The following is a 13,507-nucleotide window of genomic DNA, read 5'->3' on the forward strand; positions in this document are numbered from 1 at the left end:
CGCCGCCGATGCGCATCGCGACCTGGAACATCAATTCGGTCCGCATGCGTCTGGACCTCCTCCTCCGCCTGATGGAGGAGGAGCAGCCGGACGTGATCTGCCTGCAGGAAACCAAGGTGGTGGACGCCGACTTCCCGCTCGGCCCGTTGGCGGAGCGCGGCTATGTCCACGCCCACATCCACGGGATGAAGAGCTACAACGGCGTCGCCATTCTGTCGCGCCTGCCCTTCTCTTCGCACGACGTCCAGCACTGGTGCGGCAAGCAGGACTGTCGCCACGCGCTGGCCCATCTGCCGGGCGGGATCGAACTGCACAGCGTCTACATCCCGGCGGGCGGCGATATCCCCGACCCGGCGGTGAACGACAAGTTCGCCCACAAGCTCCAGTTCCTGGACGAGATGACCCACTGGCTCAGCACGGAACGGACGCCCGACCGTCCGATGGTGCTGGTCGGCGACCTGAACATCGCGCCCCTGGAGCAGGATGTGTGGAGCCACAGGGAACTCCTGTCCGTGGTCTCCCACACGCCCATCGAGGTCGAGAAGCTGGCGGCGATGCAGGCTTCGGCCGGTTGGGTCGACGCCCTGCGCCGATTCGTTCCGCCGGAGGAGAAGCTCTACACTTGGTGGAGCTATCGGGCAAAGGACTGGGCGGCTTCCAACCGCGGCCGGCGCCTGGACCATATCTGGGTGACGCCGCCGCTCGAAGGCGCGCTGAAAGGCATCAAGGTGCTGCGCGATGCCCGCGGCTGGGAACCCAAGCCGTCGGACCATGTGCCGGTGATCGTCGATCTGGATGTCTGATGGTTGACTGCCTGACGGGGGGAGGGGGCGGTTACGCCCCCTAGCTCCGGTAAAGCCTTACTCGAGCAGGCCGATGTTCAACCGCAGCAGTTCCGGCGTGCCGTCCCTGGTCAGCCGGAACAGGTGGGCGCAGCCGTTGCGCAGCTCCTCCGCCGGGTCGTCGCGCATGTCCCAGCCGGTGGCGAGCGAATAGAGCGCGCGCAGGATGCCGTTGTGGGCGACGGCGCCGGTCGGATGCCCCTCCGCCGCCAGATCGGTGAGCCAAGAGCGCAGGCGGGCCTGCACCTCGCGCGGGCTTTCACCGCCGGGGGCCTTGAAGTCCAGCCCCAGCCGGTCGTGGCGGGCCGGCATGCGGCCGTCGGCGCGCAACTCCTCGGTGCGCTGGCCTTCCCACTCGCCCCAATCCATCTCGACGAGCCGCGGTTCCGGTTTGGGATCGAGGCCGAGCAGCAGGGCGGTTTCCCAGGCCCGGCGCTTCGGGCTGGCGACCCAGCGCAGTCCGCCCGACTCGGGCGGCAGGCGGTAGCGGGCGACCCGTGCGCGGCCGGCGTCGGACAGCGGCTCGTCGATGCTGCCCTGGATGCGCCCTTCGGCGTTCCAGGCGGTCGGGCCGTGGCGGAGGATCAACAGAGTGGTCATGACGGTACCAGGACGCGGATGACGGGGATGCGCCGGCAGTTTAGCGCTTCGCCGTCTTCTGCACCGGCATTTCCTTCACCTGGGCCAGGGCCACGCGGACGCGCGACAGATCGGGCCGCGCGAGGGCTGCCGCTTTCCCCGGAGCCTTGGCCGGCTTGGCCGGAGGCTTGCCCGCTTTGGCCCCCGCGTCGGCCAGCTGGACGTGGCCCTTGCCGCTGCTCTTCTGGGCCAGCGCCTGGGCCCTGGCGCGGGCACGGGCCTGCGCCTCCAGGATCTGCGGTGCGCGCGGTTCGCCGGTCTTCGGCGTCCAGGTGCGGAAGGGGCCGGTGTCGACATGGACATGGCCGGTGTGGGCGTACATCGCGTAGCCGCCGCGCTGCATTGCCGCCGCCTCCTCCGCCAGACGCGACGGCGGGATGCCGGCGATGGAGAAGTCGGCCGCCTGTCCGCGCATGTGGTAGGAGTTCTCGGCGACGTTCGGGTTGGTGCGGGCGAGGCTGGCGTTGCTGGCGCTCGACCGGTAGCCCGATGTGATGCGGATCGGCGACTCAGGCGGAGCGCCGACGCGCTGGCGCAGTTCCACCAGCATGTCGACCAAGCCCGGATCGACCGGGATCACCTCGTCGCTGCGGCGGTCGCGGAACAGGACGGCGATCTCGCGCATTGCGGCCGGATCGTATCCGTCGCCGGGACGCCAGTAGGTGACGGACGTCGTCTCGCCGCTGGCGGGGTGGTGCAGCACCACGCTGCGTGGGTCGCTGTTCAGCTTCGCGCTTTCCAGCGGCGGTGTGGTGGCGCAGCCGCCAAGCTGCGTCGCGACGGTCAGCACGGCAAGCATCCCCAAGGCACGACCGGTCATGCGCATCGCTTTCCCCCGAGCTTTGCACGCTTCAACGACCCCGCCCGCCCCAATCCAGGCGGGGTTGCACACCGATCTAATACCAAGATTGTCACAGGAGGCCAGTGTGACAAAGCAACCTGTGGCGTATTGAACACGCACAAGCGCTTTTGTTCATTAGATCTGATTGTTGGTGATTCAACCGGTAAGAACAGTGCCGTTTGTTAGAGGGACAACTCCATCCCTTCGCGGGCGACCAGCGAACCGGGTCGCATCGCCTCAGCCTCCGCCGCGATGACGTCCAGCGCGTCGTCGCTGCGGCCGGGGTCGTGGTGGAAGATCACCGCGCGGCCGACTCCGGCGGCCTCGGCCAGCCGCAGGCATTCCTGCCAAGTCGAATGGCCCCAACCGACGCGCGACGGGTATTCGGCGTCGGTGTAGGTGCTGTCATACACCATCACGTCAGCACCGCGCAGCAGGTCCAGGATCACCGGATCGCGGCCCTCGGCCGGATGCTCGGTGTCGGTCAGGATGCACAGGCTGCGGCCGCCATGCTCCACCCGGTAACCGGTGGCACCGTCGGGATGGTTGAGGCGGCAGGTGCGCACCACGACATCCGGTGCCAGCTCCAGCGTCTGACCGGCCTGGAAATCGCGGAACTGGCAGTCGGCGCGGAAGATCTCGACCGGCACCGGGAACAGCGGTGCCGTCATCATGTCGGCCAGCACGGTGCGGAAGGGCCGCTCCGGCGGCAGATGGCCGGCCCACAGCCGAATCCGGCTGGCCGGATCGAAGGCCGGGGCGAAGAAGGGCAGGCCGCTGATGTGGTCGAGATGGCTGTGGGTCAGCAGCAGGTCGATGTTCACCGGAACGCTTTCGCGGGACAGCGACTCGCCCAGCGGCCGGATACCGGTGCCGCAATCGAAGACGATGTGGCTGCTGCCGCACCGAACCTCGATGCAGGCGGTGTTGCCGCCATAGCGCACGGTCGTCGGGCCGGGCGATGCGATGCTGCCGCGCACCCCCCAGAAGCGCATGACAAAGGGGGAGGCGTCGCCGGCCCCGTCCTGGGCTGGCGGTTGCGCGGGATTGATGGTGGAACGAACGGTCATGACGGCGCCATCGTGGCTGCCAAGCTTGTCCAAGTCTAGTAAATCTCTCCCGCCCGTTTCTCTTCCGGGCGACTCCCACGGATGGCGGCCAAGGCTTTCGAACGCGGCGTGTCGCGAGTCGCCACCCTACGAAGGGCATCTGTCCAAACCCATAAGATGTGGTAGGTTGGGGCCTCGTCGCGTGGTGCGCGGCATGACTTCTCCCAGGTCCCCGCGCGGGTGGGGACCGGCTCCGGCGGAACCCGACGCGGATGGATCCTGACAAGCTCGCCAAAGTCCTCGCCATGGCCGAGTCGGAGCATCAGGGCGAGGCGCTGTCCGCACTGCGCGCCGCCCGCATCATGCTGTCCCGTGCCGGGCTGTCCTTCCGCGATCTGGCGGAGCGCGCACGCACGCCGGTGCCGCCCGCTCCCGAACCGCCGCCGACCGTCCATCCATCCGAATCCGCCCCCGCGCCGGCTCCGCCGCCGCCGCCGGACGAGTTGGTCCGTGGTCTGCGCCGACAGGTGAAGGATCTGGAACTGGAACTCGCCACCTTGCGCCGGCAGCTCGACAAGGCGGCGGGCGATGCCGACCGCCAGCGCGAGGAGGCCGACCGCTGGCGCACCCTGGCGCGCGAAACCGCGGAGAAGCTGTGGGACATGGGCAAGGCGCTGGAGCGCAAGCACTCCCGCCATGCCGACACCGACAAGCGGCGCGCCGTTCTGGAACTGCTGCAGGATCCCGGCAGCGCGCTGCTGTCGGATCGCGAGATCGCGCGCCGGGTCGGCGTTTCGCCGCATGACGTCGCCCATTGGCGCCGCCGGATGGCGATCGTCGGGCGCAAGCTGCGGCTGCTGCCGGTGGTGCCGCGCGGCCGCGGGCTGTGGGTCGGTCCGTCCGCCTGCGGCCTGGGTGCCGCCCGGCTGGGCAACCAACAAACGAAGTCTTATGCCAAACCCAATGCCAAGCCTCAGGCGGGCGAGCGTCACCGCTGGCTGGGTTTCTCCGGCGAAGTCACCATCGCCGAACGGGGAAGCCGGCGGGGGCTGGCCCCCGTCGGACGGTGACCTGCGGCCTCATACTATCGAGCGTAAAGCCTGACACATCAGGCTTTACGCTCGCCCTCAATCGGCGGGCGCGGCCATCCGGCCGCTTGCCTGCGCAGGCACAGGCCTGCGGGGCCGCCGTCGCGGCCCTTACCGCCGAACATAAGTCAGGACTTATGTTCGGCGGTATCAGTCGCTCGGCGGTTAGGGCACCAGACGATAGCCGCCGGGCTCCGTCACCAGGATGCGGGCATTCGACGGATCGGCCTCGATCTTCTGGCGCAGGCGGTAGACGTGGGTCTCCAGCGTGTGGGTGGTGACCGCGGCGTTGTAGCCCCAGACCTCCCCCAGCAGGGTTTCGCGCCCGACCACCAGATCGCCGGCACGGTACAGGTATTTCAGGATCGCCGTTTCCTTCTCGGTCAGGCGGATCTTGCGGTTGGCGGCCTCGTCCAGCAGCAGCTTGGCGCCGGGGCGGAAGCTGTAGGGGCCGATGGCGAAGACCGCATCCTCCGTCTGCTCGAACTGGCGCAGTTGGGCGCGCAGGCGGGCGATCAGCACCCCCAGGCGGAAGGGCTTGGTCACATAGTCGCTGGCGCCGGACTCCAGACCCAGGATGGTATCGGCATCGCTGGCCGATGCGGTCAGCATGATGACCGGGCAGCGCACACCCTCGCGCCGTAGCAGCTTGCACACGTCGCGCCCGTCCATGTCCGGCAGCCCGACATCGAGCAGGATGGCGGAAAAGCCGGTTCCCGCCTCGGCCGCCGCGCGGACCGCCTTCAGTGCACCCGCGCCGTCGCCCGCCTCCTCTGTCTCGACCTCCTCCAGCAGCCGAAGCTGCTCCGCCAGCGACTGGCGCAGGGCGGTGTCGTCATCGACCAGGAGGATGCGTTTTGCGATGGTCATGGGCTGTATGGGGGCTGCACGGGGCTGCGGCACGGGATCGGGAGACGGATGCCGTCGGCGACAGTGCCGGGGCCGCGCCTTAGTAGCATGGCGCCGGTGGATTGTCGTGATGGCTTGTGGCGAGAGGGGTAGCGGCCCTTGCCGAGGCCCTCAGAGGACCGCCAGCAATGCCGCCGCCCCCTCCGCATCCGGCTCGGCACGGACGATCCGGTCAGGCTGAACGCCCAGATCCCGCACGGTGGCGGCGACCGTGTCGTCCGGCACTGCGATGCGGCGCATCAGCGCCAGCGCCCCCTGCTCCAGATTGCGGCGGGCCGCGGCCTCGTCGGCGGGCAGCGCGGGGTCCGCCCAGTGCAGGCGTTCGACCAGAGCGGTGAAGCGCAGGCGTCGGCTGTCGGCCGTCAGGCTGGCAGCGAGATTCGCCAGGGCGTTACCGTCCAGCAGGACCGGAGCGCCGTCGGGCAGCCGTGCCAGCGCGACGTCGGCCGCCAGGATCGCCGACGGATCGACCTGCGGGTGCGGGCCGGGCAGGGCATGGATGGTGATGCCGGCCCCGGCGGCGCGCAGCGCTTCGACCATGCGGCGGCCATAGGCGTCGGCCGGAAGATCGGCCGGCATCACCAGATGCACGGAAGCGGGCTGGTCAGGGGGCATCGGACGGGTGGTCACGGGGGAAGGTCTCCCGGTTGAAGGGCTGTGGCTGTCATCCTAACGCCCAGGGTTCCGGCGGCGGAGCAGCCCGTTGGAGGTGCCGACTCCGTTCGGCATTCCATCCCGATCCAGCCTCGAAGGGCTCCTGGGCCGGGCAGGCTGGCAGGATCGTTGCGCCTTCGGCAACGGTGTGGCGCGCGGGAATCGCTGGACAGGGGCGCGCCACCTGCGCTTTGCTTCGCCCGCCGAACGCACCATGTCCCGTTTTTCGCGCCGGAGCCGGCGCACCCGCTACGCAAAGCCGCTGACGATGCAAGCCGAACACTCCTCCGCCACCACAACGGTCACCCTGTCCGCGTCCGCGGCAGCTCCCAAAGCGGCTCCGATCGACGAGGCCGCCGTGCGCGCCGTCGACCGGGCTCTGGCCGCCCTGCGCCGGGGCGAGGTGGTGGCGATCGAGACGGCCGACGGCACCGTCGGCGCTGCGGTCTCGGTGGAGTCGGTGGCGCTCGACACGGTGGACCGGCTGAAGGCGTTGACCGGCGGCACTCCCCGGCTGGCGGTCACCCGCCGCCGCGCCGTCGTTCTGGGGCTGGCCGCCGCTGGTGCGGTGCAGCCGGCGAGCGACATCGCCGACGATCAGGCGCCCGGTGCGGCGGCGGAAGCATTCGGCGCCATGACGCTCGACCGGCCCGGCGGGTTGACGGCCGACCAGGCCCATGCGCTGGCCGATCCCGAACAATATCCGCAGGCCCAGGATGCGCTGCCGGCCGGCTTGACCGCCACCGAGGCCTGCCCCGGCAGCCGCGAGGCCGCCGCGGTGGACCTCGCCCGGCTGGCCCGCCTGCTGCCCGCCGCCATCACCGCCGACCTGCCGTTGTCGATTCCGGGTGGGGCGGTTCCGGGTGAGGCAGCGGTCAGCGCCGCGGAGTGGGCGGCGGAGCATGATCTGCTGCTGGTGCGGGCGTCGGACGTCGCCGATTACCGCGTGCATGTGGTGCGGACCCTGCGCCGCGTCGCCGATGCGCGGGTGCCGCTGGTCGGGTCGGAGAACACGCGCATCTACGCCTTCCGCCCGGCCGATGGCGGGCCGGAGCATCTGGCCATCGTCATCGGCGAGCCGGATCCGGCGCAGCCGGTGCTGGCCCGCCTGCATTCGGAATGCTTCACCGGGGATCTGCTGGGGTCGCTGCGCTGCGACTGCGGCGACCAGCTGCGCGGCGCCATCGCCGAGATCGCCCGGCAGGGCAGCGGCGTGCTGCTGTATCTGGCACAGGAGGGGCGCGGCATCGGGCTGGTCAACAAGCTGCGCGCCTACCGCATCCAGGACCGTGGCTTCGACACGGTGGACGCCAACGAAATCCTCGGCTTCGAGGCCGACGAGCGCGTCTATCTGCCGGCGGCGGAGATGCTGCGGCAGCTTGGCTTCGACTCCGTCCGGCTGATGACCAACAACCCGGAAAAGCTGCGCCAGCTCGCCCGCTGCGGCATCGCCGTGGTGGAACGCGTGGCCCACATCTTCCCCGCCAACGGCCACAACGAGGCCTATCTCCGCACCAAGGCGGAACGCAGCGGCCACATGTTCTGAGGCTTCAGCCCGGCTTGAGCCGGCAGGGCAGGAATCGCCATGCCGGCCCGGCAGTTCTTGCCGCCCCTCCTATTGTTCATGCGGTGCTGGGAATCGGATTCCGGGTGCTGACCGTCCGGATCCTCCCGAAGCGGGTGATTCCGCCCCGGTTCGGGCATGGGTACTTGGCACGGCGCTTGCTGTATCTGTCGTGACCACCGAGCCGGGAGACCGCCCATGGCCATCGACGCCACCACCATCGACAGCAGCGCCGTTCAGCGTGCGGTGCCGCGCGAGAAGGCGTCGCCGGTCATCAACGACGGCCACAATGGCGGCCCGGTGGAAATCCAGGGCGACATGTCCTTCTGGGACTTCCTGGACATCATCAACCCGCTGCAGCACATCCCGATCGTCAGCACCGTCTATCGCGAGATCACCGGCGACACCATCCAGCCCTCCATGCGGATCATGGGCGACATGCTGTATGGCGGCGTGATCGGCGGCATGGCCTCCATCGCCAACGCGGTGATCGAACAGGCGACGGGTCAGGATGTGGGTGAAACGGTCATGGCCTCGCTCGGCTTTGGGGGAGGTGACCATCCCGCCGCCTCCACTGCCGTCGCGGACGCCTCGGGGGGGCCGGCAGCGTCCGGCTCCCCCGTGGAGCCGCAGCAGGCGCCTGCCGCCGGGCTTGCCGCGTCGCTGGCCGCCGCCAAGCCGGCCGACCTCGCCTCCGCACCGTCGCCGGCTCCCGCCGCCACCGGACAGCCGATCCGGCTTGCCGCCGCGTCGCCGGCCGCTGCCAAAGCCGCATCCGCAGACGCCTCGCCGGCCCTCACCGCGCAGCTTGCCGCCGGCACCGCCCTGCACCCCAGCAAGATGCCGGCGCGCGACACCCCGCTGGCCAGTTCGGCTCTGGCGAAGCACAGCGCCCCCCGCTATGCGGCGCCGGTTCCGGGAGCGGTGACCGCCTCCGCCCGCGCCATCGGCGCCACGGCGGCCAATGGCGGCCAGCCGCAGGCCGGCACCGGGCAGCCGCCCTCCGCCCAGCCGGGCGACGCCACGCCGGCCGCTTCATCGGCCGTCGGATCGGCTCCAGTCACGCCGGACATGCTGTCGGAGACGATGATGCGCAATCTGGCCAAGTATGAGCAGTCGCGCAAAGCGGCGCAGGCGGCCACCAGCACCACGCGGGTTTCGGGATGAGCATCGAGATCGGTGTGACGCCGGATCGCCCCGGCACCGACAAGGTCGGACCCGACGGCGTCGGTCCGGTCACCACCGGCCGCCTGCGCTGGCCGGGCGGGGAGGCGCCCTGCGTGCTGGGGCGCGGTGGTGTGCGAGGCGACAAGCGGGAGGGCGACGGCGCCACTCCCATCGGCCGGTTCCCACTGCGCCGTGTGCTGTGGCGTGCCGACAGGCTGCCGCCGCCGGAGACCGGGCTGCCGCTCCATCCCATTGCCGAGCAGGATGGCTGGTGCGACGCGCCGGAGGATCCCGCCTACAACCGGCCCATCATCCGCCCCTATCCGGCCAGCCATGAGGAGATGTGGCGGGACGACCACGTCTACGACATCGTGGTGGTGATGGGGCACAATGACGACCCGGTGGTGCCGGGAATGGGCAGTGCCGTGTTCCTGCACCTTGTCCGTCCCGACCGGACGCCGACCGCCGGCTGCGTCGCGCTGGCGCCCGAGGACATGCTCCGGCTGCTGAAGGACTGCGGGCCGGGCAGCGCGCTCAGCGTTGCCGACCCGGGTGCCTGATGCTGCTGTCGAACCCCGGTCCGGACCTCATTGGGCCGGGTAGGGACGCGCACCGAAGATCGCCGTGCCGACACGCACATGGGTGGCGCCGAAGCGGACGGCGGTTTCGTAATCCCCGCTCATGCCCATGCTGATCTCCGGCAGACCCAGCCGGCGCGCCATCTCGGCCAGCAGGGCGAAATGCATGGCCGGTTCCTCGTCCACCGGCGGGATGCACATCAGCCCGGTGACCGGCAGCCCCAGCCGGTCGCGGCAGTCGGCCAGGAAAGCCTCGACCTCTGCCGGAGCGATTCCCGCTTTCTGCGGCTCCTCGCCGGTGTTCACCTCGATCAGGCAGCGTGGCCGGCGGCCGGACTTCGCCATTTCCTCCGCCAGCGCCTCGGCCAGCTTCGGACGGTCCAGGGTCTGGATCACGTCGAACAGGGCGACGGCGTCCTTGACCTTGTTGGTCTGGAGCGGCCCGATCAGATGCAGTTCCAGGTCGGGGAAGCGCTCCTTCAGCGCCGGGAACTTGCCCTTGGCCTCCTGCACGCGGTTCTCGCCGAACACGCGCTGGCCGGCGGCAAGCGCCTCCTCCACCGCTTCGGCCGGATGGGTCTTCGACACCGCGACCAGAGTCACGGCCTTCTTGTCGCGCCCGCAGGCGGACGCCGTCTCCGCAATGGCACGACGCACCGAGTCGAGCCGTGCCGTCACGCTGTCCGCAACCGTGGAACCGCCTGCTTCGGCGCCGGTTTGCGTATCTTTGCCAGTGCCCTGCGTCGTCGTCATGGCCGCCCCCAATCCGGTCGCTGCGGGTGTACAGCGCTTCCGCGGCGTGTTAGCGGACGGTCCGCGGAAACGCAAGCGCCCCAAGCGACCATGCCCGACGCATCCACATCGCCGGCGGATCGCCGGCGCGGGTATCGTCATCGTTTTGCATATCGAGGAGACCTCCGCATGCGGAGTCCGTTTCGTTCCCTGCTCTCCGCCCTGACGCCGGCCGTTCCTGCCGGCCTGCTCGCCGCCGCAGTGGCCGTCTGGTGCGTCGCCGTTCCCGCCGCCAGCCCCGCCCATGCCGAAGAGCATCCGAAGCAGGCCCCAAAGGCCGCCGCCCCGGCGAAGCCCGGTGCCAAGCAAAGCAAGGCCAAGGTCATGCTGGGGTCGCCGATGACCAAGGTCCGCTTCAGCGAGCCGGCCTACCCGCTGACCGACGACGGCACCTATCGCAGCTTCATGGACAAGGTCCTGGACGAATATGGCCGCCGCTGCGTGCGGCAGGAACAGTTCGGCTGGGAGGTCGCGAAGGACGATCAGGAGCGGCTGGACTACATCTTCCAGGGGACCATGGCGAATTACGGCCGCATGGGCTACCTGCTGGGCGAGATCCATCCCAAGTCCGTCAGCGATTCGGAGACGATCGTCTTCCTCGGCGACCGCGACAAGGAGCGCTACCTGCTGGTCTGGACGCCGCTGGAGTCGTCGGTGCTGTTCATGCTGTGCGACACGACCGACAAGGATGCCAAAACGGCTCCCAAGAAATAAGCGGGTCGCGGAAAACGACGAAGGGCGACGGATCGCTCCGTCGCCCTTTTCGTATCCGCCGCTGGAGCCTGCCGCTCAGAAGGCGAAGCGGGTATCCCACAGGACGATGTTGGCGTCGTTGTTCACGCCACCGACCTTGTTGTCGAGATAGCTGTATTCCAGACCCGTGGTCAGGCCTGGTGCAACGGTGTAGGTCACGCCGGCCTGCCAGACATGGGCGCGGGAGTTCAGGCCGGCGAAGTTGCTGTCGATGCCCTTCGCGTCGGTGTAGGTGGCGGCCAGGATCACCGAACCGAAATCGTAGTTGGCGCCGACGATCCAGACCTGCTGGTCGTCCACGCCGCGGGTGCCCTTGGCATAGCCGCTGTCGCCGCTGAAGGCGTAGCTGCCGCCGACCTTGAAGCCGGCGTAGGATATGTTGGCGCCGACATGGACCGAGGACAGATCCTCAAGCTGGCTGGCCGCCTTGGCGAACTGATAGGCGGCGCTCGCCTCCAGGCCGAAACCGCCGAACTCGCCCTTATAGGTGGCCTGGACCTCGCCCATGTCGCGATAGGCGGTGCTGTTCTTGCGGCGGTTGATGTCGGTGTTGCTGCTGCCATAGACCGGCGTGTAGGCGGCGCCGACCTGGAAGCCGGCGAAGCTCGGCGTCAGGTAGATGATCTTGCTGCTGGCGTCGCCCGACTCCAGCGTGCGCAGGCTGCCCAGCGCATAGGGCGCGCCGTTGGCGTTCGCGTAGTAGTTCAGGAACTGCGCGTCCGGCGAACCTTCGATGCCTTCGATGTTCGGGCCGATGATGCCGTATTCGTCCGACAGGCCATTGATCACGCCGGCCTGGACGGTGCCGAAGCCGCCGTTGACGAACATGAACGCGCGGTCGCTGTCGGTGCTGCGGTTGTTGTTGGTGCCGCCGGCGGCGCGCAGGCGCAGGCGGGCGCCGTATTCCAGACCGTTGTCGGCCTTGGCCGTCGGGGTGACGGTCAGGCGGAAGCGGTTGGCGAACTCGGTCTTGCGCAGGCCGGTGTTGTCGTCCTGGTCGACATAGGCGCCCTGGAAATAGGCGTCGCCGCCCAGCAGGATGTCGAACTTGGACTGTGCAGAAGCGGTGCCGCAGCCGGCGGCGAGAGCAACGGCGGCGCAGCCAATGACGAGAGAACGCTTCATGGATGTCATCCTCGGTGCATGCGTCCCGTCAGGTTGGGGCGCGAGCGGTATCTTGTGACTCCAGACTTAGTCCCGCAACCGGCACTCCGACAAGTGGCGGCAAGGGTGGAAGTCACCTCACTCCGAGAACAGTGGCGTGGAAAGCACGGAACTCCGGATCATGTAAATGTATATATCAAATACTTGCCGACTTAATGGGTGTCGCGGTCAGTGGTCCTGTGCCAAGGGGTTACCTATTTCGGATGGGGTCTGGTGTGGGCCTGTTCGGCACGCTCCGGCCTGTCTGTCGTCTGGAAAATGGACAAAAAAAGAGGCGGCGGATTTCTCCGCCGCCTTCACGTTTGCTGCCAGGAACCCGTCCCTTAGAAGGAGAAGCGGGTGTCCCACAGAACGATGTTGGCATCGTTGTTGCGACCGCCGGACTTGTTGTCGACGTAGCTGTATTCCAGACCCGTGGTCAGGCCCGGGGCCACGGCGTAGGTCACGCCGCCCTGGTAGACGTGGGCGCGGGCATAGTCAGCCGCGGAGAAGGCACCGGTGCCGACGTTGGCGCCCTTGGCATCGGTGTAGGTGGCGGCCAGGATGACCGGGCCGATGGTGTACTGGGCACCGACCAGCCAGACCTGGTTGTCGTCAACGCCAGCGTGGCCCTTGCGGTAGCCGCTGTCGCCGCTGAAGGCATAGCTGCCGCCGATGGCGAACGGACCGAAGGTGACGGTGGCGCCGCTGTGGATCGACGACAGGTCTTCGAAGCCGGTCGGGGCCTGGGCGAACTGGTAGGCAACGCTGGCTTCGATGCCGACGCCGCTGAAGGCGCCCTTATAGTAGGCCTGGACTTCACCCATGTCGTTGTAGGTGACGTTCTTGCGGCGCTCGATGTTGGTGTTGCTGCTGCCGTAGGTCGGGGTGTAGGCGGCGGTCAGCTTGAAGCCGGCGAAGCTCGGGGTCGAGTAGACGATCTTCGTGCTGGCGTCGCCCGACTCGAGCGTGCGCAGCGAACCGACAACGTACGGCAGCGAGGTCACGCCGTAGTAGTTGAACACCCAGCCGTCCGGGCTGCCCGAGATGCCGTCGACGTTCGGGCCGATGACGCCCGAGTCGTCCGACGGGCCGTTGACGACACCGGCCTGGATCGAACCGAACGAGCCGTTCACGAACATATAGGCGCGGTCGGCGTCGGTCTGGCGGTTGTTGTTGGTGCCGCCCGAGGCGCGCAGGCGCAGGCGAGCGCCGTATTCCAGGCCGTTGTCGGCCTTGGCCGTCGGGGTGACGGTCAGGCGGAAGCGGTTGGCGAATTCGGTCTTGCGCAGGCCGTTGTCGTTGTCCTGGTCGACATAGGCGCCCTGGAAGAAGGCGTCGCCACCCAGGATGACGTCAAACTTGGACTGGGCCGAGGCGGTGCCGCAGCCGGCGGCGAGGGCAACGGCGGCGCAGCCGATGACGAGAGAGCGCTTCATGGATTATCCATCCTTATGCGTACGCCCCGTTTGGCCGGGAGCGGTCGGT

General features: G+C 68.8%; 14 protein-coding genes. 6 read left to right on the forward strand and 8 right to left on the reverse strand.

The window, feature by feature from the left end:
- Positions 1-8: 8 nt before the first annotated feature.
- Positions 9-803 (forward strand): exodeoxyribonuclease III, encoded by a 795-nt coding sequence (gene xth / locus ABNQ39_RS13685; RefSeq protein WP_376958086.1) that lies wholly within the window; start codon positions 9-11, stop codon positions 801-803.
- A 57-nt stretch (positions 804-860) separates the two neighbouring features.
- Here the strand turns inward: xth and ABNQ39_RS13690 are convergent, their stop codons facing one another.
- From ABNQ39_RS13690 to ABNQ39_RS13700, 3 genes are all read right to left on the reverse strand, one after another.
- Complete coding sequence (locus ABNQ39_RS13690) at positions 861-1,442, reverse strand: histidine phosphatase family protein (RefSeq protein ID WP_376958087.1); 582 nt, start codon at positions 1,440-1,442, stop codon at positions 861-863.
- A 40-nt stretch (positions 1,443-1,482) separates the two neighbouring features.
- Complete coding sequence (locus ABNQ39_RS13695) at positions 1,483-2,301, reverse strand: YcbK family protein (protein WP_376958088.1); 819 nt, start codon at positions 2,299-2,301, stop codon at positions 1,483-1,485.
- Between the two features lie 203 nt (positions 2,302-2,504).
- Complete coding sequence (locus ABNQ39_RS13700) at positions 2,505-3,392, reverse strand: MBL fold metallo-hydrolase (protein WP_376958089.1); 888 nt, start codon at positions 3,390-3,392, stop codon at positions 2,505-2,507.
- Positions 3,393-3,643: 251 nt separating this feature from the next.
- Here ABNQ39_RS13700 and ABNQ39_RS13705 point away from each other — a divergent pair, with 251 nt between their 5' ends.
- Positions 3,644-4,441, forward strand: coding sequence for a hypothetical protein (locus ABNQ39_RS13705; RefSeq protein WP_376958090.1), 798 nt, complete (start codon positions 3,644-3,646; stop codon positions 4,439-4,441).
- A 183-nt stretch (positions 4,442-4,624) separates the two neighbouring features.
- Here the strand turns inward: ABNQ39_RS13705 and ABNQ39_RS13710 are convergent, their stop codons facing one another.
- Positions 4,625-5,329: a response regulator transcription factor gene (locus ABNQ39_RS13710; protein ID WP_376958091.1), complete on the reverse strand. Its 705-nt coding sequence runs from the start codon at positions 5,327-5,329 to the stop codon at positions 4,625-4,627.
- A gap of 150 nt (positions 5,330-5,479) precedes the next feature.
- Complete coding sequence (locus ABNQ39_RS13715) at positions 5,480-5,998, reverse strand: glycosyl transferase (RefSeq protein ID WP_376958092.1); 519 nt, start codon at positions 5,996-5,998, stop codon at positions 5,480-5,482.
- A gap of 292 nt (positions 5,999-6,290) precedes the next feature.
- On the opposite strand from ABNQ39_RS13715, the gene ribA reads away from it, so the two are divergent.
- The 3 genes from ribA (at position 6,291) to ABNQ39_RS13730 (ending at position 9,313) form a co-directional block, all read left to right on the forward strand.
- The gene (ribA, locus tag ABNQ39_RS13720) at positions 6,291-7,568 is read left to right on the forward strand and encodes a GTP cyclohydrolase II (protein ID WP_376959790.1); all 1,278 of its coding nucleotides are present in this window, start codon (positions 6,291-6,293) and stop codon (positions 7,566-7,568) included.
- A 216-nt stretch (positions 7,569-7,784) separates the two neighbouring features.
- On the forward strand, positions 7,785-8,753 hold the full coding sequence (locus ABNQ39_RS13725) for a hypothetical protein (protein ID WP_376958093.1): 969 nt from the start codon (positions 7,785-7,787) through the stop codon (positions 8,751-8,753).
- The gene (locus tag ABNQ39_RS13730) at positions 8,750-9,313 is read left to right on the forward strand and encodes a L,D-transpeptidase family protein (protein WP_376958094.1); all 564 of its coding nucleotides are present in this window, start codon (positions 8,750-8,752) and stop codon (positions 9,311-9,313) included. The genes ABNQ39_RS13725 and ABNQ39_RS13730 overlap by 4 nt, the downstream gene beginning before the upstream one ends.
- Positions 9,314-9,340: 27 nt before the next feature.
- Here ABNQ39_RS13730 and ABNQ39_RS13735 read toward each other — a convergent pair whose 3' ends face one another.
- Positions 9,341-10,084: a YggS family pyridoxal phosphate-dependent enzyme gene (locus tag ABNQ39_RS13735; protein WP_376958095.1), complete on the reverse strand. Its 744-nt coding sequence runs from the start codon at positions 10,082-10,084 to the stop codon at positions 9,341-9,343.
- 168 nt (positions 10,085-10,252) lie between these two features.
- Between ABNQ39_RS13735 and ABNQ39_RS13740 the strand changes: the two genes are divergently transcribed.
- On the forward strand, positions 10,253-10,837 hold the full coding sequence (locus tag ABNQ39_RS13740) for a hypothetical protein (protein WP_376958096.1): 585 nt from the start codon (positions 10,253-10,255) through the stop codon (positions 10,835-10,837).
- A 75-nt stretch (positions 10,838-10,912) separates the two neighbouring features.
- Here the strand turns inward: ABNQ39_RS13740 and ABNQ39_RS13745 are convergent, their stop codons facing one another.
- Positions 10,913-12,001 (reverse strand): porin, encoded by a 1,089-nt coding sequence (locus ABNQ39_RS13745; protein ID WP_376958097.1) that lies wholly within the window; start codon positions 11,999-12,001, stop codon positions 10,913-10,915.
- Positions 12,002-12,363: 362 nt separating this feature from the next.
- A complete protein-coding gene (locus ABNQ39_RS13750; RefSeq protein WP_376958098.1) occupies positions 12,364-13,458 on the reverse strand; it encodes a porin in 1,095 nt (364 codons plus the stop codon).
- Positions 13,459-13,507: the final 49 nt, after the last annotated feature.

Source organism: Azospirillum sp. A26, assembly GCF_042604635.1.
In the GTDB taxonomy this organism is placed as follows: domain Bacteria; phylum Pseudomonadota; class Alphaproteobacteria; order Azospirillales; family Azospirillaceae; genus Azospirillum; species Azospirillum palustre.

Excerpts from the sequence above, each read along its gene's own strand:
- xth (WP_376958086.1), top strand. The coding sequence starts at position 9 with ATGCGCATCGCGACCTGGAACATCAATTCGGTCCGCATGCGTCTGGAC.
- ABNQ39_RS13690 (WP_376958087.1), bottom strand. The coding sequence starts at position 1,442 with ATGACCACTCTGTTGATCCTCCGCCACGGCCCGACCGCCTGGAACGCC.
- ABNQ39_RS13695 (WP_376958088.1), bottom strand. The coding sequence starts at position 2,301 with ATGACCGGTCGTGCCTTGGGGATGCTTGCCGTGCTGACCGTCGCGACG.
- ABNQ39_RS13700 (WP_376958089.1), bottom strand. The coding sequence starts at position 3,392 with ATGACCGTTCGTTCCACCATCAATCCCGCGCAACCGCCAGCCCAGGAC.
- ABNQ39_RS13705 (WP_376958090.1), top strand. The coding sequence starts at position 3,644 with ATGGATCCTGACAAGCTCGCCAAAGTCCTCGCCATGGCCGAGTCGGAG.
- ABNQ39_RS13710 (WP_376958091.1), bottom strand. The coding sequence starts at position 5,329 with ATGACCATCGCAAAACGCATCCTCCTGGTCGATGACGACACCGCCCTG.
- ribA (WP_376959790.1), top strand. The coding sequence starts at position 6,291 with ATGCAAGCCGAACACTCCTCCGCCACCACAACGGTCACCCTGTCCGCG.
- ABNQ39_RS13725 (WP_376958093.1), top strand. The coding sequence starts at position 7,785 with ATGGCCATCGACGCCACCACCATCGACAGCAGCGCCGTTCAGCGTGCG.
- ABNQ39_RS13730 (WP_376958094.1), top strand. The coding sequence starts at position 8,750 with ATGAGCATCGAGATCGGTGTGACGCCGGATCGCCCCGGCACCGACAAG.
- ABNQ39_RS13735 (WP_376958095.1), bottom strand. The coding sequence starts at position 10,084 with ATGACGACGACGCAGGGCACTGGCAAAGATACGCAAACCGGCGCCGAA.
- ABNQ39_RS13740 (WP_376958096.1), top strand. The coding sequence starts at position 10,253 with ATGCGGAGTCCGTTTCGTTCCCTGCTCTCCGCCCTGACGCCGGCCGTT.
- ABNQ39_RS13745 (WP_376958097.1), bottom strand. The coding sequence starts at position 12,001 with ATGAAGCGTTCTCTCGTCATTGGCTGCGCCGCCGTTGCTCTCGCCGCC.
- ABNQ39_RS13750 (WP_376958098.1), bottom strand. The coding sequence starts at position 13,458 with ATGAAGCGCTCTCTCGTCATCGGCTGCGCCGCCGTTGCCCTCGCCGCC.